Source organism: Streptomyces capparidis, assembly GCF_054782095.1.
Genome location: NZ_BAAGTD010000004.1, coordinates 226,680 through 247,069, shown reverse-complemented (window position 1 = coordinate 247,069; position 20,390 = coordinate 226,680). Strand labels below are relative to the sequence as shown.

Below are 20,390 nucleotides of genomic sequence, written 5' to 3'. Positions count from 1 at the left end.
CTACGGCTGGGACAACGTTGGGGCGGCGGGCACCGGCTTCAGGGCCACTGCGGGGCTGTGGCTGCTATGGGGCAGCGGCAGCACTGGTTCCCTGTTCGGTGCGGAGGCCAGCGCCAGTTCGTGCAGGGTGCGCGACGTCCGCTTCAGCACCGCGGAGGCGTCGGCGTCGCTGGGGTCGATCAGCAGCATCCGGGCGGCGGCGTTCATGGCCCACAGGTCGGGTGGCGCAATGTCCGCAGGCTCACGCCGCACAGCGGTCGGCAGTACGCGGTCGTCTTGCCGTTCGGCCTCCGGCTGCCGAAGGCGGTGGCGGACGCCTACGGTCCGGGTGGGCAGCGCGGGGCGGCCGCGGTGCTGCTCACCGCGCGACGTCCGCGGCGTGGGCGTTGGCGGCCATCTGGCGGAAGGACGCGCAGGCGCTTCCCAACTGGCGCACGGGCCTGGTGCACGCGGGCGGCTGCGGCCCGGCGACGTAGGCCCGCAGCGCCTGGACACCGGCCGGCGTCCAGGGCCTTGGGGCCTGCGACCGCCGGCAGCGAGCCGGGCCGCACCGGACACCACGACGGCGGTCCGGGGCCCCTGCGTGGGCTCGGGGGCCTTGGCTTCCTCCGTGTCGTCCGGCGCCCGAGTCGCGTTCGTGGTGCCGGGCGCGTTGTGGTGGTCAAGGCGCTGCGGGCGCAGCACCAGGAGGCGCCCCGGACGGCGACTGGCTCCGATGCCCTCCTCTGCGGCTTCCGGCCTCCGGTTGCGGGTCGGCCGTCTCTTGCGGGCGTCGCAGGTGTGGCCCCTTGTCGCGCGTTCGGCCCATGCCGCTGTTTCATATCGGATAAAACCTCCTTGTCCGACGCCGCGATGGGGGTGACGGCCGGTCACCCGGGCGCCGGAGAAACGGGAGGACGCGCATGAGCCGTAGCCGTCAGGCCGCTTCGTTGGCCCGGCACCTGTCCACGGTCACCGGCACCACCGTGGACCTGGCCCACGACACGGGCACCTGGTGGACCCTGCGTTGGACCGACGGGCCCACCGACAAGGAAATGCGCCGGCACCTGAAGGCCGCCCTCGCCGACGACCGCTACGCCGAGATGCGCGACCGCGAGGTCGAGTTCCTGCGCGCGATCTCGCCGCGGGCCTGGGCCGCGCGGGCCGTCGCCTCCCTCCGAGAGGGCACTCTCGCCGCGGCCGTCACCACCCACGCCGCCCACCAACGCGCCCTGAGCGTGCAAGTGCCGCGCGCAAGGGTTGCCGACCCGTACCGGACCCACGAGCACTACGCCCTGTGGCGCCACATCGGGGAGCTCTGCGCGACGACCGCGTACCCGCAGCGGGCAAGCATGCCCGAGGACGAAACGCATATCCAGCAGGTGCTCGCAGCCGGCACCCAGCGACATCCGGACACCGGCAGGACGACCCTCAACCAGCACGACATGGCCCAGGCGCTCCTCGCCGCCCTCACCGCCGAACACACCCCCGCGGTGAACCAGCCGCCCCGGCTCACCGTCGTCCGCACCCCACAGGACAGCCGGTGAGCACCGCCCTTGAACACCGCCCTTGAGCGCGGGCCGTGCTCGCCGGAGCAGTGGGCCGCCCGGCACGGATGGAGGCCGCGCGGCAGCTCGCTGGGGAGGACCCCGGCGGACGCCGCCCTGGGCGGGGTCGGGCGGCGCATCACGCGGTCCGACCGGGTCCGGCCCAGGATCTCCACGGGCAGGTCGGCCAGCAGGTGGCCCAAGCGGGGGGCGTCGTAGCCAGCGTCGACCACGACCAGGACGTCCGGGTCCCCTGATCGCCACTGGCCTGCGGCGGCCAGGCGCTCTGCGACCTCGCGGATCTGGGCGGTGGTCACCGCGGCGACGTCGGCGCCGGGGGCCGGGCGGACGGCGTCCACGATCGCGGTCCACGAGGTCCGGCCGGTCTCCAGCGCGGCGACGACCGAGTAGGGCCAGCCGGGGATCATCAGGTGCTTGCTCTCGCCGTAGCCGTAGGTGTGACAGAAGCACCGGTCCGGGGCGGTGGCCGCGTCCGGCCGCGGCCACGGCGAGACGTCGACCGCCAGGACCAGACGGCCGTCGGCCGCCTTCGGCAACGGCACGGACGCCAACGCCCACCGCAGTCTGTCCACGTCCACCCGGCCGTGGTTAAGCCCCGCGTAGAGCGCACCGTGCACGGGGCCTACTCGTCCTCGTCGCCTTCGGCAGCCGACTCGCCTGCGGTGCGGCGAACGATCTTCTTCACCGTTCCTTGCAGGGAACGCAGGAGCTCCCGCTCGGCTTCTTCCATGCGGGCCTCGATGGTCCACTGCCGGACGTCGTCGACCAGGGCCTCGATCGCGTCATTCAGCCGACTTCGCAGCAGACCAGGGGTGAGGGCCTCGACCTCGATCGCGATGTGGGGATCGATTCCCTCGCTCAGGCACTCCTCGTGGTAGCGCTTGTAGTTGACGTCGCGGGTGTTGACGTCGTGGGTGGTGAACTGGCCCGAGCGGACGTCGTCGGCGGTGACGGCGATCTGCTGGAACTCCACGTCGAGCTCGCCGTTGCCGTAGCGGTGCATGCGCTCGACCACCGACCGGGGCACGCATCTGCCGGTAGGGTCCAGTCCCCCAGGTTTCTCCGGGGCGCCGCGAGCGTGCGGTTCAAGTTCTCGCAGCTCAGAAGCGGTCAAGACGACCATAGCGTGTGCAACAGGTGTGGTGCACGGAGCCCGGCGCAAGATTCACTCGGTGGGAGGTCGCCCGGGTCCGGCCCGCCCGTTCAGCCGCTCGCGGATCGCGCGACGTTCGGCCTCCTCGCGGGCGAGTGCCTGCCGGTGGAGTGCGGGTCGCGGTGGGCCTCGATGGCTTCGCGCACGATGGAGGCCAGGATGTCGGGCGGCAGGGCCTCGGCTTAGGTGGTTGTGGTGCCGGAGAACGAGCGCCGGTCGGTCGTCTTCGGTGGGGCGGTCGGCAGGTTGTAGGTGGCGATCTGCTCGGGGGTGACCGCGACGCGCTGGAACTCCACCTCGGCGCCTGCGGCCCCGGCAAACGCGATCACGTCCTCCGCAAGCGAGCTGAACATATGGACGCCGCTCTGGTCGTAGTCACCAAGGTGCAAAATGCGGGTTCTCGTCCCGCCTTCCATGGCCCGGACAGCCTGCGTCGTGCTTGCCGGCCAAGCCGTCGAAGCCACCGCCGGAGAAGCAGGCGATGCCGAACTCCTCACCGATCCTTACCAGTTGGGGGACCATGCCGGCTGTTTCGCACCACAGCTCCAGCCGAATGGGCTGGCCCGCCTGGCGGTCGACGCGGTAGTCGTCGACCGCCGCGTTCACGGCCGCCCAGAAGTCTTCGGGACCGGTGAAGGAGGGCGGGGCGTCGACGGCGATCTGGGTGTCGTCGCGGATCACGTCCCAGGGGATCCGGGCGGAGCGGCGGGCCATGCCGACGTACTCACACATCCGCTTGTAGTCACGCTCTGTCTTCTCCAGCACGCCGTCGCTCAGGAGCACGTAGAACAGCTGGCGAAGCGAGACGGGCAAGTGGTCGCGGTAGCGGTCGAGCACGGCGTCGACCGCGATCAGCACCCGGATGGTCTCCCGCTTGGGCCGCCAGTGCAGCTGCGGCCCGCGGGGGCGCTTGTTCGGCATGACAGCCTCCTGTCTCCAAGAGTCCGCCATGCCGTCCTTTTACTCAAGGGGCCGGTGACCTGGGGTTCATCCGGGAGACGGGGGCGTGTCGCGTCCACGGCCGAGCCGAGGAGTCGGGCGCCTACACCCTCGACGCGCTCGCGTCCGTCCCCGAGGGCGACCCGAAGCGGGCCCTCACCTACATGAACATGATCAAGGTGGTCGCGCTCAGGCAGCTCTTCTACCTCACCGACAGCGCGCGGACCGGCACCCTGGTCGGCCTGAAGGAGCTCTACGGGGCGGAGGGGACCCTGTACGGCGCCGTGGCCAAGCACCAGGACCTGCGCGAGTCGTGGGCCACGCTGATGAACGCCGTCACCGCCCGTATCGATCCCTGGTTCTTCGACAACGACGACATCCCCTCCGGCGCGAAGGTGCTCGACGTGGCGGGCAACACCGATCTCGGGGCGATCCACACCTACAAGCTGAAGACGTCGCCCGGGCTGCGAGTGACCACCTTCGACCTGCCCGAGAGGGAGCGGGAGTGCCTGGAGAACTTCAAGGCCAACGGCGTGGACGAGCACTGCTCGTTCATCGGCGGTGACGTGTTCGAGGACATCCCCACCGGTTTCGACGTGGTGCTGATCAAGCACTTCCTGGACATGTTCGACAAGGACGACGTGTTCCGGATCCTCCAGGGCGTCAGCAAGTCGCTGGAGGTCGGCGGGCAGGTGCACGTGATGGTGCCGGTGTACCCCGAGGACATCAAGGACGCCGACAACTACAACGTGGACTTCTTCCCGGCCTTCTTCATCGGCTGCACCATGGGCCAGGGCGGGCCGCAGAAGCTGTCCACCTACCGGCGCTGGATGGAGGAGTGCGGGTTCACGGTGACCAAGGCGATCGCCAAGGACCCCACCGACATCCCGCAGGACGTCATCCCCGTGCCGGCCATCCTGAGCGCGACGAAGACCGCGTGATCGACCGGGTTCCGGAAGCCTCCGGGATGCGGTCGCCGTACTGATCGCGGAGTCCGCCACGCGCACCGGACTCCGCGGACGGCCTTCGGGTGATGACCCGTCGGCTCGGGCAAGCAGGGCCTCCCGGCACTACGGGTCGTGATGGCGGCCGAGTGCCGGGAGGCCCTGTTTTCGTGTTTCCGGGCCGGTCGCGGCAGCCGGCGGGCCGGGGGCGCGGGGTCAGGGCGCGGGGGCCGGCGTGGCGCGGGACAGGGCCAGTTCCAGGACCACGAGGAGCGCGTCCCTGACCGAGTCCGTCCGCCGTGCGTCGAAGACGATCAGCGGGACGTGCTCGGCGACGTCCAGCGCCCACCGGACCTCGTCCAGGTCGTGCTCCACCTTCCCGTCGAAGGCGTTGACGGCGACCGCGAACGGGATGTCCTTGTGCTCGAAGTAGTCCACCGCCGCATAGCAGTCGTCCAGGCGGCGGGTGTCCACGATCACCAGGCCGCCGAGGGCGCCCTCGACCAGGTCGTCCCACATGAAGCCGAACCGGTCCTGGCCCGGCGTGCCGAACAGGTACAGCTTCAGCGTCGGGTCGATGGTGACGACGCCGAAGTCCATGGCGACCGTGGTCGTGGTCTTGGCGGGGGTGTGCGTCAGGTCGTCCACGCCCGCCGCGACCTCCGTGATCGCCGCCTCCGTGGTCAGCGGCCGGATCTCGGAGATCGCGCCCACGGCCGTGGTCTTGCCGACCCCGAAACCGCCGGCGACGACCATCTTGACCGGCAGGGGCGGCTGCTCAACTGGTGTCGCGGAGTGTTCCCCGTGAGTCGGGGACGGCACGGAGACCATCGATAACCCTTCGCAGTACGGACAGGTCCTGGGCGGACCTGGCGTTGGGCCGGTAGACCGCCAGGTGCCCTGCGGCGCACAGGTCCTCGGCCAGCACCCGGACCACGTTGAGGTGGAGTCGCAGCCGGGCGGCCAGTTCCGCGAGCGACTGCGGCCGCCGGCAGGCGGCGACGATGTCGTGGTGCTCGAAGGTGAGCGAGCGGAGCGCGGACAGGCCCTGTGTCGTCGTCACGACCTGGGTCTCGACCGGGAGCGGCGGAGCGGTGCCGCCCCCCGACACCCGGCCGGCGGTCAGCAGGAACGGGCGGATCGCGGGGGCGCGGTCGATCCGCTCCGGCGCGCCCTGCGCGTCGCCCGCGTCGCCCCCCGCCTCGTGCGGTGCCGGTTCACCGACGGCCATCCACGATCCCTTTCCTCCGCTGCCGTACCCGCGCCCGTGCCGCGGGGATCAGCCGGCCGGCGCGGCGCCGCCGACGGTGTTCTTCAGCTCCAGCACCAGTTGCGGGGTGAGCGCGGCCCCGGCCCGGTTGGCGAAGAGGGTCATCTCGTACGCGATGTTGCCCAGCTTCGCCTCCTTCGAGGCCACCACGCCGAGCACGGCGCCGCAGCCGATGGCCGACACCAGCACGTGGCCCCCCTCCAGGTCGATGATCACCTTGTTGAGGCCGCCCAGGTCGTAGCTGCCGGAGACGCCCGCGGCGAGGCTCGTCATGCCGGACACGATCGCGGCCAGCCGCTCGGACTCGGCCTTCTCGCGCAGCCGGGAGGCGGCGATCAGCAGACCGTCGGACGACACCGCGATGGCGTCGACGACCCCGGCGGTCTCCGAGGCAAACCGGTCGAGCAGCCAGGTGAAATCGGCCGCGGCGGCTCGCAGGTCGGTGGCTTCCGCCCGCTCGGAGCTGCTTTCACCTGTCGGCGTGGTCACTGCCCGACTCCTTCCGTTCCTGATGCGGCGACGGTACTGGTTCCGTCCGGGTGAGGGTGCTGTCCTGCTCCGCCCGGCGCACGGCGGCCTCCAACTCGTCCAGCTCCGCCCGCACGGCCTCCGCGTCGAGGGGCTGCCGCGCGTCCGGAGCCGCCCGAGGGGCCGGGGCGGTGGTGGCGCGGAGGGTCGCGCCCCGTACCCGCCGCCGCAGGGGGCGGGGGGAGTCCTCGCGGGCCGCCTCCGCCGGGGTGTCCGCGTCCGCGCGGGGCCGCGCCGGGACGCGCCGCGGGAGGCCGCCCGGCGTGGGCGGGGCCGTGGGCCGCCGCTCCAGGGTGGCGGTGGCGGGCACAGGACCGGGCAGCGGCCCGGGTGCGGCCGCCTCCGGCCCGGACCGCGCCGGGAGCGCCGCGACGGTCCCGGCCGGACGCGCCGCCGGGGACGGTGCCGGCGGCACGGGGCTCATGGTCAGCAGCAGCGCGGAGGGGAGCCAGACCGTGCCGGTGACACCGCCGCCCGGCGTGCGGCTCAGGGTCACCGTCACGCCCCAGCGCCGGGCGATGGTGCCGACCACGAACAGGCCGAGGACCTTCGTCGGCACCAGGTCGAGCCGCTCCCGGCGGACCAGCCGGGCGTTCTCCTCGGCGAGGCGCTCCGCGCTCATGCCGAGGCCGTGGTCGATGATCTCGATCAGCGCGCCGCCGTCCGGGTTGACGTCGGTGCCGGGCCGGACGAACACCTCGACGGGCGAGTCGGACGGGGAGAACGCGACCGCGTTCTCCAGCAGCTCGGCCAGCATCAGCGTCAGGTCGCCGACGATGTCGGGCGCGACGGTGACGTCCGCCTCGGCCCGCAGGGACACGCGCTGGTACCCCTCGATGTTGCCGAGCCCGGCCCGGATGACGTTGGCGAGGGTGGTCGGCGCCGCGTCGAGGGCGGTCTCCCGGATGCCGGCGAGCAGCATCAGGCTGTCCGCGTTGCGCTGGAGGCGCACCGCGATGTGGTCGATGTGGTACAGCCGCTCCAGCAGCTCCGCGTCGGTCTCCTCGCGTTCCACGGCGTCGATCAGCAGGAGCTGACGGGTGGTGAGGTTGCTGACCCGGCGCCCGACGTTGCCGAACATCTCGGCGACGTTGCGGCGGCTGACCACCTGCCGCTGGAGCAGCTCGGCGGCGGTCGCCTGCACCTGGTTGAACGCCTCGGCCAGCGTGCCGATCTCGTCGCGCACCGGGACCGCGATCGGCCGCGGGCGGAACGGGGTGCCGTCGGCGTCGTCGTCCGTGACCCGGGCGAGCTCCTCGCCCGCCGCGTCCACCACCTGCTGCGCGGCGCCGGTCAGGGCGGCCAGCGGGCGCAGCGCCGAGCGCCGGACCAGCACGCAGAAAGCCACCCAGGCGGCCAGGCCCAGCAGGGCCAGACCGAGCAGGAGCAGCGCCCTGCGCAGGGCGTCCGCGGAGACGGCGTCGGCCCGGGCGGCGGACTGCCCGATCAGCGAACGGGTGATGCCGAGGCGGGTCTCGGCGTGCTCCGCCCCGGTGGCGATCCTCTCGCGCAACTGCGCCGGCGTCTGGGCCTGGAGGGAGGTCGGATCGACCTGGAGCTCCACGAACTGGGCCTCGATGCCGCTATCCTCGGCGCTCCGCTCCATGCGCTCCAGGGCCAGGACCTGCTCCGGCTCGGCGATCCGCTGGAACCGGTCCGCCTGGTGGTCGTACCGCTCGCGGGCGCCGACCGCGCGGGTGTACTCGGTCAGGGCGTTGGCGTCGCGGGTCTGCGCGGAGAACACGGCGCTCTCGAAGGCCGCGTGCGCGGCGTCGGCGCGCAGCACCGTGTCGATCGCGGCGGTGACCGAGGAGTCCGCCCCGCCGGAGGGCCGGTCCAGCCCGAGGCCGTCGATCAGGTAGTCGACCGCCGCGGCGTACGCGGGGTCGATGTTGGCGGCGGGGACGTAGCCCCGTTCCAGCTTCTCCCGCAGGACGGACAGGCCGCCGATGTACTCCAGGGCCTGCGCCTCCTCCTCCGGCAGGCTCGACCCGAACGCTGAGCGCACCGCGGCGATCCGCGCGTCGGTCCCCCGCTGCGCCTCGCGGTAGGCGGTGGCCGGCGGCAGGGCGGCCCCGGGGCGGGCCGACTCGTACTGGACGGACAGCAGCAGCGCCTGCCAGTGCTCGGCCTGCACGTCGTTGATGAGCTGCGCCACCTGCCGGCTGTCGCGGGCCAGTTCGGCGAGCCGGTCGGCGTCGCGGGCCCGCTCCACCTGGCCGCTGACGCCGATGCCCAGCAGCGCGCCGACGACCACGACCGGCGCGACCACCAGGATGTTCAGCTTCCGCCGGAACGGCCACCGGCCGAGCGCGGCTCCCGCCCGGTGGTGGAACCACGGCTTCCGGCGGGTGCCCTCGGGCTGGTCGTGGCTGAGCGACGGGCCCTTCGTGTTCGCGGGCACCCCGGCCTCCTTCGACGTGCTGGCGAGCGGTGACCGAGATGCCGTTCTCGCACACCGCCGACGACCGGGCAGAGGACACCCTCCCACCTCGTCCCGCGGCGAGCGAATGAATCGCGCCACGTGACCGGATCGGTCGTGCCTGCGGAGACTACCGTGTACACGACCGGTTACAAGACACCGGCCGACAACAGTTCACGACCTTTTCGCGCGGGCCCGCGCCCGGCGCCGCCTCCGCCCGCTCCCTGCTACATTCCCTCCGCGGCAGGCTCCGGCCACCACTCGGGACACCGCCGCGCCGCAGGCGCGCGCCCCAAAACCGCCGGCCCCGCCCCCTCTCCCCCGTCCAGCCCGCATCCCTCTCCGCCCCCCGCATCCTCATCCCGCCCCGTGAGGAGACCCCGTGCACCCGACCCGCAGGGCGGCCGTGTCGGCCGCCGCGCTCCTGGTGGCCGTGGCCGCCACCGCCGTCGCCGGCTGCGAGAGCGATGCGTCCACCACCAAGACCACCCCCGACGCCGGCGAACCCGGCTGCCCCACCGCCCTCGCGAAAGCCGAACGGGCCGTCAGGAAGGCCGAGGCCGCCGCCGCCCCCTGGACCGGCCCCACCACGGGACCGAAGGCCGTCCCCGGCAGGACCATCGCCTACGTCGCGCAGACCATGACCAACCCCGGTGTCTCGGGCGTCGCCAAGGGCGTGCAGGAGGCCGCCGGGATCGTCGGCTGGCAGGTCGAGGTCGTCAACGGCCAAGGCACGCCCGACGGCATCAGGACCGCCTTCGACAAGGCCCTCGCCCTCGAGCCCGCCGGCATCGTCATCGCCGGCTTCGACCCCGGGTCCGCCGCCGAGCAGGTCCGGCGGGCGGAGGCCGCCGGCATCCCGCTGATCGGCTGGCACGCCGTCGCCGCACCCGGCCCCAGCCAGGACCCGCGGCTCTTCACCAACATCACCACCCGGGTCGAGGACGTCGCCAGGATCAGCGCCGACTGGATCATCGCCCGGTCGGACGGCCGCGCGGGCGTCGTGCTGTTCACCGACGCCTCGATCCCCTTCGCGAAGCGCAAGTCGGACCTGATCAAGCAGCGGCTCGACACCTGCTCCGACGTCAGGCTGCTGAGCTACGAGGACATCCCCATCCCCGAGGCCAACAGCCGCACCCTCAAGGAGGTCACCTCCCTGCTGAAGCGGTTCGGCAGCGAGTGGACCCACTCCGCGGCCATCAACGACCTGTACTTCGACCATGCCGCGAGCGCGCTGCGTGCCGCGGGCAGGAAGGGCGCCGACGCCCCGTTCAACATCGGCGCGGGCGACGGCGACCCGTCGGCGTTCGAGCGCATCAACGGCAGGGAGTTCCAGGCCGCGACCGTGCCCGAGCCCCTGTCGGAGCAGGGCTGGCAGATCGTCGACGAGTTCAACCGCGCCTTCTCCGGCGAGCCGGCCAGCGGATACGTCGCCCCCGTGCACATCGCGACCGCCGCCAACAGCGGGGGCGCGTTGTCCTGGGACTCCGAGGGCTACCGCCAGGCCTACCGCAAGATCTGGGGCGAGTAGGAGCCCGGCCGCGGGCGGGGCGGTGCGGTGCGCGTGCGCACCGCACCGCTTCGGGCGTCCGTGCCAGAATGGTCGCCGTCGCCGCCCTGCGTACCGATCCGCCGAGGTTCCCCGTGGCCAAGCCCGTCGCCCGCGAGCCGTTGCGGCGCAACGCCCGGTCCAACCGGGCGCGCATCCTGGCCACGGCCCGCCGGGAGCTCGGGCGCAACCCGGACATCACCCTGGAGGAGCTGGCGCGGGCCGTCGGCGTCGTGCGGCGCACCCTCTTCGGCCACTTCCCCGGGCGGGCCGCGCTGCTGGAGGCGCTCGCCGAGGAGGCCTCCGAGGTCCTCCGCGGCACGCTCGAGGTCGAGGCGGGGCGCAGCGAGCCGCCCGAGCGGGCGCTCGCGCACTTCACGCTGGCGATGTGGCCCGTGGGGGACCGCTACCGGATGCTGCTGGCGCTGGCCCGGCGCGACCTCGGCGCGGAGCGGGTGGCCGAGATCCTCTCGCCGGCCCGCGCCGAGGCCGCGGCCATCCTGGAGCGGGGGCAGCGGGACGGCGTCTTCCACACGCATCTGCCGCCCGCCGCGCTGGAGGCGATGACGGTCGCCCTGCTGGAGTCGGTCAACACCGGGGACGGGCCACTCGTGGGTTGGCCGCGCGAGCGGCGGACGGCCGTGGACGCGGCAGTCGACGCCTACCGCACGGTCCAGGGAGATCGGGCCGACGCTCCGGAGGTCCGCGGTGGGTTCCCTCCCTGCGGCTGGTCAGCCTTCGTCTGGAGTCGCTCAACCACGGCACGGGGAGAAGGGGAGGACGCGCATGAGCCGTAGCCGTCAGGCCGCGTTGTTGGCCCGGTACCTGTCCGCGGCCACCGGCACCACCGTGGAGCTGGGCCGTTTCTGATGGCTCTTGGACAGTGGCGCGAAGCCAGATGACGACCGCAGTGACGGTCAAGGTGCCGTTGAAGATGTAGTCGCGCTTGTCGTAGCGGGTGGCCACCGCGCGGAACTGCTTCCACTTGTTCACGCACCGCTCGACCGCGTTGCGGCGGCGGTACTGTGCCTTGTCGAAGGCCGGGGGCCGGCCACCGGCTCGTCCCCGGCGTTCGCGGTGGGCCCGCTGATCTCCGGGCTGCGCAATAGTGGCCTTGATCCCGCGTCGCCGCAGGTAGGCGCGGTTGTCCCGGCTGGAGTACGCCTTGTCGCCGCGCACCCGGTCCGGCCGGCTGCGCGGGCGGCCCGTACCTCGGCGCCGGATGCGCAACGCCCCCCGCGCAGACTGCGGGTGCCCGGCGGGAAACGGCCGTGCAGCACGACAACCTGGCCATGTGAGAAGTGACAAGTCGACGGGCCGCGCCCGGGTCTTTTTGGCGCGGAATCACGTTGACTGCCGCGGTTCTGGTCTGAAATGTTCATCTCAGGACATGACCTTCGAGACATGGGCCCGTGATACGGATCAGCACCAAACGAATTCATCATTGGACTTTCGTGAGGGGAGCGCGATGAGTTCGCGATGGGCACGCAGAGTCACGGGGGCGGTGCTGGCCACTGCCGTAACGGTTTCCTTAGGCGCACAGACAGCACAAGCCGCATCGGCAGCGGAGCGATCGACGCAGTCCGTGACGGCGCCGGGAGCGGCACCATCGGTACAAGCCATCGACTACGCCGCAATCGCACAGGCGGCGTACGCCGCCTACCAGCAGTTGGCCGGGGGCGGTCTGACGTTGGAGGAGGCAACGCAGCGGATTCTGACTGCGATCGACTCGGCGAAGACGGAGATCCTCGCCCACATCGACCGGGTCGCCACGGCGGAGGTACGCTCCTGCGCCCGCCAGGCGGTCATCGACGTCGCCGACATCAGGCTCTTCACGCCGGATACGCTCCAGGCGTTCGCCCGCGACACCACCGGCTGTGTGACCCTGGCCGACAGTCTTCTCGGCGCCGTCTCCGACAAGGGAGCGGTGGATCAGCTCGGCTTCGCCGTCAATGCGGTGGGGCCGATCGCGCTGCTTGCCCGGGCGCGTGCCGGCTTCGACACCGCCGGGCTGAAGACCACTTTGCGCAGCGCCAACAACTCGGTGCTGACCAAGCTGGAACCGGTGTGTACGCGGGTAGTCGTCAGTGAGCCTGGCCCGGTCCGGCCCATCGTCGAGGAACAAATCACCTGCGCCGCCTACAACGGCGCTTCCGCCTTCGATTCCAGGCGTACCTCGCCGAACCCGGAACCGGCCATCAACGTTGACGCGCTGAAGGCCGCGGCAGCGGCGAACACCAGCTGGCCGGTGGCAAAGGCGGTATTGCCTACGCTCTAGTCCTGGCCTGTGTGCCCAGGGCCGGCGGAGACCCGAGCCTGGGCAATCGCTGATGCCCCTGCGGGGTCCCACCGTTTTGCAATCTTTCCCGCCTTCCATGGTGAGAAGTGCCGATCCCCCGACAGCGGAACAGGGCAGGGTGTGCCACCCCGTGACAGCGCCATCTCCGACATACACCACCACACGTCAGTGACCTCGCTTTTCCTCAGTACCTGATCAGCGAAAACACCCCGGCCTGACTTGCCGTCACTGCCACCCATTCACTGACACGAAACCGGCACATCGCAGGCGAGCACCGCCACGGAGCGCCGGACGTCGTCCATCGCCTCGCGCAACCCGGCCGTCATCGCACGGGCCCGGGCGGCATCCAGCGGCGGCCGCGCCGGAGCGGCGACATCGCCGCGGTCCTCGTCGTGCTCGCCCATGCCTCGGGATCGTCGGTGGAGCCGCGGGAGGAGGTGAAGCCGAACCGGGCCCGGGTGGAGATCACCAGCCCGGTCGCAGCCCGCTCGCTCAGCGCTTGGGCGCGCACCCGCGGCTGCCACTGCGAGGCGGCCTCCTCCTCGAGGGCCTGGCGCACGGCCGGGCGGGGCGTGCGGATGGTCCCGGAGCGGGTAGCGCTGCACGGTGCGCTGCGAGACGCCCAGACGGGCCGCCAGCGCCTTCGTGGAGGCCCGCGCGCGGCCCAGCAGGAACCGCACCTGGGCCCGGGCGGTCTTCGGCACGACCGGGTGAAGGCCCCCCGCTCCGCCTGCTCCAGGCCCTCCTGGACCGGGCCGCGCCGCCGGGGCGGGGCTATGTGCTGCTCGTTGCGTTCGCTCATGCCCGGCAGGCTGCACCGGCGACCTGTGGACACAGATCAGGCAGCCCTCGCCGGGCGGCGACACCGCGCCCCGATCGATTCGTGATGAGTGGAGAGGAGCGGGTGGAGGAAGGACTTGGCCGACCAGTTCGGCGACCTTGTCCTTCATGTCCTCCCAGCCCTTCTCGGACTGGTCCGGCCACAGCACCTTCAGCATGGCATCCGTCAGGGCACCGGCCACCGGGCCCGGGGTCTGGCGGCCCGTCTGGGCGTCTTCCAGCGCACCGTGCAGCGGTACCCGGTCCGGCGCCATCCGCACGCCTCGTCCGGCCACCCCGGCAGGTTGCGCACCACCCGCCGGAACCGCGTCGGCGGCGGGCAGCACGAGGCGGTGGTGCAAGCGGGCAGGATCGAAACTAGGCGGAGCAGGGACGGGTGCAGCGCAGGCGCCAGGCCGGGCCGCATGCCGAGGCCGCGCGTCCGCGCAGGGCCGTGCGGCCGCCAGTCCGCCCTCCCAGCCGACCGCGCAGGCAAGGTGAGCGGCACTCCGACGGACAGGGCGCAAGCCTGTGCGGCCCCACGCGGCTCCGGGCCCCGGGTGGGGGTGGAGCGCAGCCGGGCACAGCGACGGCGGGGGCCCGCACGGGTGTGGGAGCGGACTGTCCGGTCGGCTCGGCGGGGGGCGGCCCAGGCACCGAGGGCACGGCGGGGGGCGGCAGTGCGGGCGCTGGGGACGAGCGGCCAGGCGCAAGGCGAAGGGCGCAGCCGGCAGGGTGCACGGGCGGAGCGGGCTGGGGACATACCCGGCCCGGCGGCCCGGCATCGGGCAGCGACCGCACGCGCGAGCCGGGCTGGCGGCTCAGGTCTGGCGGAAGCCGGTCACCAGCAGCGTGTCGGCGGCGTGTGGTCCGTCGCCGCGGGCGGGCAGCACCTCGGTGGTGATGCGGGTCAGCCCGGCCTCGTCGAGCAGCTTGGTCCACACGTGCTCGGCGAGGACCCAGCGGCGCATGGTGGCCGGCTCCCCGTCCGGAGACTTCGCCGGGATATCGGTGTGGACGATGTCGGTGTGGGCGGGGGCACCGCTGAGGTGGCGGGCGAGGGTGGAGAAGACCAGGCGTCCGCCGGGGCGCAGCGCGGTGGCCGCGGCGGGGAGCAGTTCGCGGGGGTCGGTGAAGTCGATGGCGCCGAAGACGCTGTAGAGGACGTCGTAGGTGTGGGGGGTTGTGCGCAGGTGGGTGGTCGCGTCGGCGTGGATCAGGCGCAGGCGGGGGTGAGGTGGGCGTACAGGTCGGTGGCCATGGCGTGCTGGGCGGGTGAGGCGTCGACGGCGTCGATACGGGCGGGGTGGTGGTGGGTTGCCAGATGGGCGGCGTGGCGGGCGGCGCCGGCGCCGAGGTCGGCGACGTTCCTGCCGGTGAGGTCGCCCAGTGCCCGCGGGCCCGGTCCGCCGTCCTGGCTCCAGATCCAGTGGAAGGCTGCGGGGGCGGCCCGGTCGGTCTTGGCGCGGGCGCGGCCGTAGTGGTGCCAGAGGTCTGGGGTGATGGTCACCCGCCCCATCCTGGCGAGGCGTCAGGGGGCGGTGGGCGGGTTCCGCAGAATCTCACCCGGGCGCTGCGGGTGTCCCGGCCGGTGGGCTGGGACACCCGCAGCGCGGTGTTCGGGGGTGGTCAGTGGGAGTCGTTGCCGGGGTGGCAGGGGCCGCAGTCGGCGGCGTCGGTCCACAGCGGCAGGTCGACCTCCCAGCCGTCGGCGGCGATCCGGTGGGCGGTGGCCATCACGGAGCCGTCGTGCTTGAACGCGACCTCGGGCACGTGGTGCAGGAAGTGCCCGGCGTTGAAGCGGTCGCACAGCTGCGCGTACGCCACGGTGTCGAGGATGATCGTGTGGACGCCGATGTCGACGAGGGTGCTGGGCGCCAGCCCGAGCTTCTCGCCGCGATGGGCCATGGCGGTCAGCAGGTAGGCGTAGCCCTGGCCCAGGACGCGGGCGGCCATCACCGAGTCGTAGGGGTAGTCGCGCTTCAGCAGCGCCACCTGCTTGTCCCACAGCTCGGCCGGCACGACCTCGCGCACGGACCGGAGCGGGCCCGCCGCCAGGTCGGGGACCTGTGGCGTGATGGGTGCGGTTGCGGTTGCCATGGTGCCTCCCAAGGGCCCGTGCCCCGCGGATCGGGGCGGTGGGTCCAGCACAGCGCGCCGCCCGGGCCGGTGGTGATCGGCTGTCCTTGTGCGCAAGGCGTTTGCAGGTCGTGCAAGCCGTCTCGACGCACCGTGCGGCCCCTCGTACGGTGGAATGTCTGATTGCGCGGCATGGGGAAGGGGCCTGTGCCCGTTGACTCGCTATGGAACACTCCCAAGGCGCGTGAGTTAGCCGCCCAGCGGCGGCCCGGCGCGTTGATCCGGCTCGGCCGTGAGCACCGGGCGTGGACGCTGGCCGCGCTGGGGGAACGGCTGGGCTGTTCACCGGCCACGGTCTCCCGGCTGGAGCGGCGCACGCGCATCGTCGACCTGGCGCTGGTGCACCGCGCCGCGCTGGAGGTGGGTGTGCCGCGGCACGTGCTGGTGACATCCATGGCGCCACCGCCCTCCTCCGGCTCGGCCGCCACTACAGTGGCGGGCAGTCCGCGTGACGTCGAGGAGGACTCCATGCGCCGCCGTACGCTGCTCACCGCCACGGCGGCCGCACCGGCCGCCGCGCTGACGAGCCTGGACGAGGCCCTGGCCGCCACCCCCGCGCCGACACGCGGCACCGGGCCGCTGGACGTCCGCCTGGCCGCGGCCCGCGCGTTGTACGACGAGGGCGCGCACCAGCGGTTGCTCGCCGTGCTGCCCGGCCTGATCGCGGACGCGCACCACGCCGCCGCCTCCCGCCGCAGCCTGGACCAGGCCCAGCTCTCCACCATCTACAGCCTTGCCTCCGCTCTGCTGAGCAAGACGGGCAGTTACGACCGTGCCCGGCTCACCGCGGACCGCGCCCGCACCTGGGCCGAGATCTCCAGCTCCCCGCTCGCCGCGGCCGCCGCCGCGCGGGAGCCGGCGATTGTGCTGCGCCACCAAGACCAGGGCGCCGCCGCGCAGCGCCTGATGACCGCGGCCGCCGCCGACGTGGAGGCCACTGGGCTGCGCACCGACGCCGCGGCCGCCGCGTACGCGCAGATGCTGTGCACCCTTGCCTACACCGCCGCCCGCAACGGACGGCGCACCGACGCCCTGGCCATGGCCGAAGAAGCCCGCCGCGCCGCCCGCCGTCTGCCGCCCACCGTCCCGGCAGGCCGCCTGTTCCCCGTTTCCCCCGCCGCCGTCGACCTGTACGCCGTCGGCGTGCACTGGGCGCTGGGTGACGCGGGGGCGGCGCTGGAAGTCGGGAAGGACCTGCGCGCCGGCCAGTTCCCCACACCCGAACGGCGCGCGCGCATGCACACGGACATGGCACGCGTTTGGTGGGCCTGGCAGCGTCCCGAGCGGACCGCCCGCGCCCTGCTGTCCGCCCACCGCGTCAGCTCCGCGGAAGTCCGGGACCGGCCCGCCATCCGCGGCATCGTCCGGGAACTGGCCCAGCGGCACCCGCGCACCCCCGGCGTCCGCGAACTGCACGCCGCCGTGACACGGGTCGGCTGACGCCCGGGCGAAAGCAGGAACCAGCAGCGGGCGCGGGGATTGTTCCACTCCGGCGGCGCCTCAGGAGCGCACGTCGACGGCAGGGCCGGACCGGCGAGGGAACGGGGCGAGGCCGACGAGCAGCAGTGCGCCGACAGCGGGCAGCAGGTCAAGGCTCAGCGGGGCGATCAGCACCGCGAGGACCACGGCCCCTGCCCGCCAGGCCGGGACCGCACGAGCCACCGCGAGACGACAGACCAGGACCAGCAGCCCGAGGAAGAACAGCGCGGGTCCCACCTCGTAGACGGCGATGTCCATTCCGGGCAGGTCGTGGATGTCGGTGAATTTGCGCCGCATGTCGTCGTGGTCGGCCGCCGACATACCGATGAAGAGGTCGACGGAGACCTGAATCAGGGAGCAGACGACGCCGGCGTACGCGACGGTGACGGTGCTCGCGGCAAAGGCGCCCGGCCCCGCCAGCCGTCGTATCTCCCACAGCACCGGGACGAACAGCAGCAGGGCGATGAGGAAGGCCAGGTGGCCGGTCGTCCACGCGGGACCCGGTCCGCGCTGCCCGTCCACGTTGTCGAGGGCACGGATGCCCCCGTAGGTCACTATCAGGAGTGGAGCGGCGAAGAACGCGATGGATGAACGCATGCCCTCGGTGATCAGCACGGCGACCGCACCGGACATCGCCGGTGCGGCCCATCTTCGTCCTCCCCCGGCGGGGGGAGTCCCTCGTGCCGCCATGACGCGGAAACGCCCGGTGGGTTCTGGTCCGCCGTGGCCCCGCGTGGGCACGGTTGGCGCTGACGGTGATCGACTCGTAGCGCTCCGGGCCCTTCTGGAGGGCCGGGAGCGGGCGCCCCACTGGTCCGGCTGGTCGGAGGGAGTCCGCACCGCAGACCCCGTCGTACGCGCTCGCGGACTCCCTCGTCGGTCGGTCTGGCCTGAACGAGCTGATGGGCAGGGCCGTGGCGGACAGCAGCGCGCCCCTCGAGCGGTTCCTGACCCATGTCTCGCTGTACTGGTTCACCGACACCGGCGGCTCCTGCGCGCGGCAGTACGACGGGGAACGCCCGTGCGGCGGCGGCGCGTTGACGTGGCATGGGACGTGCCGACGACAAGGAGATCCCGACGTCTGCGCGGGGACCGGTCCCCGCGGGCGGGCTTGAGCCGCTGCGCCGCGCCATGGCGGAGTCCCAGGCCCAGGGCGCGCTCTCACCGGCGTGCATCGCCGGCTTCCCGCTCACCGAGGAGCTGCTGCGGACGGGCCGCCGCGTCGAGGCGTTCGCCGTCAGTGAGCGCGTCGGCGGGCTGGCCGCCCGGGGCGGGCCTCGATCCGTGGAGCGTGCTGGCGGTGGATCTCCAGCGGCTGCGGGCCGACCCCGGCGCCCGTGCCGGGAGGCAGTGGTTGACGGTTTCGCGCCGGCGCGGACCTCCGGACGTCGCGGGCGGTGATCACGGTCAGGAGGCCGTCGCTCGACCGGCCGGTCCGCGCGGGGCTCACGCGACACAGCCCCACCCGATACGGAAAGGACACCCGAGATGGCGGTGCTCTGCGCCCTCGGGGCCGCCCTGTGCTACGGCACCTCCGACTTCGCCGGCGGACTCGCCGCCCGCCGGAACCGCCCCGCGCCCGTCCTGCTCGCCGCACAGGGCGTCGCCGCGCTCCTCCTGGCGGCCTGCCTGCCCGCGGCCGCCGGCCAGCCTCGCACGTCACACCTCGTCACAGGGGCGGCGGCCGGACTGTGCACGGCCGCGGGCAACCTGTGCCTCTACGCGGCCCTGGCCCGGGGGCCCATGACCACCGCGGCCCCCCTGACGGCCGTCCTCGTCGCCGCCCTCCCCCTGGCCCACGGCCTGGCCACGGGCGAACACCTGGACCCGACCGCCTGGCTGGGCGCGCCGCTGGCCCTCCTCGCCATCGCCCTGATCTCACGAACGGGCGGCACCACGGGCACCCCCAGCCCCCACCGATCCACCCTCACCTACGCCACCGCCTCCGGGCTCGGCCGGCCTGGTCGAGGCCGCCGCCTGCGGCGCACTCCCCCTGGCGCGTTGTTGAACCCTTCGACCGTTGCGGGGCGATGAGTGTCGTCTCGCGTCGGACGGTTTCGCCCACGCCGTAGCGGGGTGCTCGGCTTCTGTTCCTTGTGCCGGGTGGCCGTTCGGGCGGGGCGGGCCGGTGGGGTTTCGGTGCTCCGGCGGGACAGGGCATGTGTGGGGGAGGTCATGAAACGTCCGGCGGATCCGGGCGGGGGTAAGCCGGATTGGTGGGGCTGGCTTCTCCCATGGGTGCCGCAAGTCCTCGCCAGCGGGCGGGCGAGCCTGAGCCGACTGGGCGCAGGCAGCGACGATCAGCCACGTCCAGCGGTCTGCCGCTTCCGGCTCCCGCAGCCAGGGCTTCGTCCCAGCCCAGGGTCTGCTTGAACAGCCGGAAAGTGTGCTTCAGGTCGCAAGATGCAAGCTCTCATCCGTCGGAAAGACAACTCAAACCGACGCCGCACCCCGCGTCGGCTTCGATCGTATGGCTGATGCAATTTCCGGGGTGCGGAGCGATGTCCAACGGCTGCCGCCGACGCCCACAGACTCCCCGGGTGGTCCGCAGTCGGCCGGCGAACAGGCACAGCAGGGTGGACTTGCCGGTGCCGGTGGCGCGACCAGGCCGGTGCGGCCCCGGCCTGGCGGTGAGGGAGTGCCCGTCGAGGACGGTGGTGCCGTCCGGCCACTGGAATGACAGGTTCGAGCGGGTCAATGAAACTTTGGGCGCGGCGCGATGGTGTCGGTCATGGGTGCTTCTCGCAGGCGCGGTGAACGGGGGCGCGTATGGTAAGCACCACGCGGCGACCGGGGCCGGAAGGAGAGGGGCGCGGGGGCCGGGTCCTGGATGAGGACCGGACGGCTCGTCCACCGAGGTCGCATCCACGCGGGAGCGTCACGGGCGGAGGCAGAGCCGACTGCGGCATGACGCACGCACGGCGGGGCCGTACCGCGCGGTGGTCCCGGACCTCAGGTGAGCAACGTCCATCTCTCTCATGGACGACAGGACTCGGGGAGCACCACCCCGGCCCCACCACCCGGGACCCGAATGTCTGCCGCTCGTTCGGTTCACCCGTTTGGCCTACGCGGACATGTGGCGTGAGCGCCCGGGTCGGAGAGTGGGACGTGAGCAGGGGGTGATCGTGGCCGCGCGACCAGGCGCCGTCTACGGCTCCCTCGCCCGGCCTCGACTCCGCCGCCTACGTGCCTCATCCTGAAATGATCAGTTGGCTGTCCGTGCTGATCCCGGCGGCACCGGAACTCACGAATGTCGAGATCAGCACGCGCTCGTTGGTCCCGAACGCGCCGACATCCGGCCC

18 protein-coding genes and 4 pseudogenes are annotated in these 20,390 nt (G+C 72.8%); 7 read left to right on the top strand and 15 right to left on the bottom strand.

Annotated elements, in window-relative coordinates:
• Positions 1–207: a hypothetical protein gene (locus tag ACYVO2_RS05850; RefSeq protein ID WP_461006500.1), complete on the bottom strand. Its 207-nt coding sequence runs from the start codon at positions 205–207 to the stop codon at positions 1–3.
• Positions 208–902: 695 nt separating this feature from the next.
• Here ACYVO2_RS05850 and ACYVO2_RS05845 point away from each other — a divergent pair.
• Positions 903–1,526: a hypothetical protein gene (locus ACYVO2_RS05845; RefSeq protein WP_461006530.1), complete on the top strand. Its 624-nt coding sequence runs from the start codon at positions 903–905 to the stop codon at positions 1,524–1,526.
• Between the two features lie 92 nt (positions 1,527–1,618).
• On the opposite strand, the pseudogene ACYVO2_RS05840 reads toward ACYVO2_RS05845, so the two are convergent.
• The 4 genes and pseudogenes from ACYVO2_RS05840 to ACYVO2_RS05825 form a co-directional block, all read right to left on the bottom strand.
• Positions 1,619–2,161: pseudogene (locus ACYVO2_RS05840) on the bottom strand (transposase); the annotation flags it as partial.
• Between the two features lie 8 nt (positions 2,162–2,169).
• Positions 2,170–2,574: a hypothetical protein gene (locus ACYVO2_RS05835; protein WP_461006499.1), complete on the bottom strand. Its 405-nt coding sequence runs from the start codon at positions 2,572–2,574 to the stop codon at positions 2,170–2,172.
• A 308-nt stretch (positions 2,575–2,882) separates the two neighbouring features.
• A complete protein-coding gene (locus ACYVO2_RS05830) occupies positions 2,883–3,053 on the bottom strand; it encodes a hypothetical protein (protein WP_461006498.1) in 171 nt (56 codons plus the stop codon).
• A 22-nt stretch (positions 3,054–3,075) separates the two neighbouring features.
• On the bottom strand, positions 3,076–3,621 hold the full coding sequence (locus tag ACYVO2_RS05825) for a hypothetical protein (protein ID WP_461006497.1): 546 nt from the start codon (positions 3,619–3,621) through the stop codon (positions 3,076–3,078).
• A gap of 182 nt (positions 3,622–3,803) precedes the next feature.
• Between ACYVO2_RS05825 and ACYVO2_RS05820 the strand changes: the two genes are divergently transcribed.
• Positions 3,804–4,580: a methyltransferase gene (locus ACYVO2_RS05820; RefSeq protein WP_461006496.1), complete on the top strand. Its 777-nt coding sequence runs from the start codon at positions 3,804–3,806 to the stop codon at positions 4,578–4,580.
• A 219-nt stretch (positions 4,581–4,799) separates the two neighbouring features.
• On the opposite strand, the gene ACYVO2_RS05815 is transcribed toward ACYVO2_RS05820, so the two are convergent.
• Genes ACYVO2_RS05815 through ACYVO2_RS05800 form a run of 4 tightly spaced genes read right to left on the bottom strand, consistent with a single transcriptional unit; the run spans position 4,800 to position 8,785 of the window.
• The gene (locus ACYVO2_RS05815) at positions 4,800–5,414 is read right to left on the bottom strand and encodes a GTP-binding protein (protein ID WP_461006495.1); all 615 of its coding nucleotides are present in this window, start codon (positions 5,412–5,414) and stop codon (positions 4,800–4,802) included.
• Positions 5,362–5,814, bottom strand: coding sequence for a DUF742 domain-containing protein (locus ACYVO2_RS05810; protein WP_461006494.1), 453 nt, complete (start codon positions 5,812–5,814; stop codon positions 5,362–5,364). The genes ACYVO2_RS05815 and ACYVO2_RS05810 overlap by 53 nt, the downstream gene beginning before the upstream one ends.
• Positions 5,815–5,862: 48 nt before the next feature.
• Positions 5,863–6,342, bottom strand: coding sequence for a roadblock/LC7 domain-containing protein (locus ACYVO2_RS05805; RefSeq protein WP_461006493.1), 480 nt, complete (start codon positions 6,340–6,342; stop codon positions 5,863–5,865).
• Positions 6,323–8,785, bottom strand: a complete 2,463-nt coding sequence (locus ACYVO2_RS05800; RefSeq protein WP_461006492.1) for a sensor histidine kinase — start codon at positions 8,783–8,785, stop codon at positions 6,323–6,325. The genes ACYVO2_RS05805 and ACYVO2_RS05800 overlap by 20 nt, the downstream gene beginning before the upstream one ends.
• 400 nt (positions 8,786–9,185) lie before the next feature.
• Between ACYVO2_RS05800 and ACYVO2_RS05795 the strand changes: the two genes are divergently transcribed.
• Both ACYVO2_RS05795 and ACYVO2_RS05790 read left to right on the top strand, forming a co-directional pair.
• Entirely contained in the window at positions 9,186–10,334 is a 1,149-nt protein-coding gene (locus tag ACYVO2_RS05795; protein ID WP_461006491.1) for a substrate-binding domain-containing protein, read from the top strand.
• Between the two features lie 113 nt (positions 10,335–10,447).
• Entirely contained in the window at positions 10,448–11,149 is a 702-nt protein-coding gene (locus tag ACYVO2_RS05790) for a TetR/AcrR family transcriptional regulator (protein WP_461006490.1), read from the top strand.
• A 91-nt stretch (positions 11,150–11,240) separates the two neighbouring features.
• On the opposite strand, the pseudogene ACYVO2_RS05785 reads toward ACYVO2_RS05790, so the two are convergent.
• Positions 11,241–11,564 (bottom strand): annotated as a pseudogene (locus ACYVO2_RS05785) (transposase); the annotation flags it as partial.
• Between the two features lie 178 nt (positions 11,565–11,742).
• Here ACYVO2_RS05785 and ACYVO2_RS05780 point away from each other — a divergent pair.
• Complete coding sequence (locus ACYVO2_RS05780) at positions 11,743–12,630, top strand: hypothetical protein (RefSeq protein WP_461006489.1); 888 nt, start codon at positions 11,743–11,745, stop codon at positions 12,628–12,630.
• Between the two features lie 260 nt (positions 12,631–12,890).
• Here ACYVO2_RS05780 and ACYVO2_RS05775 read toward each other — a convergent pair whose 3' ends face one another.
• The 3 genes and pseudogenes from ACYVO2_RS05775 to ACYVO2_RS05765 form a co-directional block, all read right to left on the bottom strand.
• Entirely contained in the window at positions 12,891–13,055 is a 165-nt protein-coding gene (locus ACYVO2_RS05775) for a hypothetical protein (protein WP_461006488.1), read from the bottom strand.
• 1,236 nt (positions 13,056–14,291) lie between these two features.
• Positions 14,292–14,980, bottom strand: a pseudogene (locus ACYVO2_RS05770) (class I SAM-dependent methyltransferase).
• Between the two features lie 119 nt (positions 14,981–15,099).
• On the bottom strand, positions 15,100–15,570 hold the full coding sequence (locus ACYVO2_RS05765) for a glycine-rich domain-containing protein (RefSeq protein WP_461006487.1): 471 nt from the start codon (positions 15,568–15,570) through the stop codon (positions 15,100–15,102).
• A 171-nt stretch (positions 15,571–15,741) separates the two neighbouring features.
• Between ACYVO2_RS05765 and ACYVO2_RS05760 the strand changes: the two genes are divergently transcribed.
• Positions 15,742–17,049, top strand: coding sequence for a helix-turn-helix domain-containing protein (locus ACYVO2_RS05760; protein WP_461006486.1), 1,308 nt, complete (start codon positions 15,742–15,744; stop codon positions 17,047–17,049).
• 60 nt (positions 17,050–17,109) lie between these two features.
• Here ACYVO2_RS05760 and ACYVO2_RS05755 read toward each other — a convergent pair whose 3' ends face one another.
• Positions 17,110–17,721: a hypothetical protein gene (locus ACYVO2_RS05755; protein WP_461006485.1), complete on the bottom strand. Its 612-nt coding sequence runs from the start codon at positions 17,719–17,721 to the stop codon at positions 17,110–17,112.
• A gap of 855 nt (positions 17,722–18,576) precedes the next feature.
• Here ACYVO2_RS05755 and ACYVO2_RS05750 point away from each other — a divergent pair.
• Positions 18,577–19,122, top strand: a complete 546-nt coding sequence (locus ACYVO2_RS05750; RefSeq protein ID WP_461006484.1) for an EamA family transporter — start codon at positions 18,577–18,579, stop codon at positions 19,120–19,122.
• Here the strand turns inward: ACYVO2_RS05750 and ACYVO2_RS05745 are convergent.
• A pseudogene (locus ACYVO2_RS05745) lies at positions 19,016–19,486 on the bottom strand (hypothetical protein); the annotation flags it as partial. The gene ACYVO2_RS05750 and the pseudogene ACYVO2_RS05745 overlap by 107 nt on opposite strands.
• Positions 19,487–20,390: the final 904 nt, after the last annotated feature.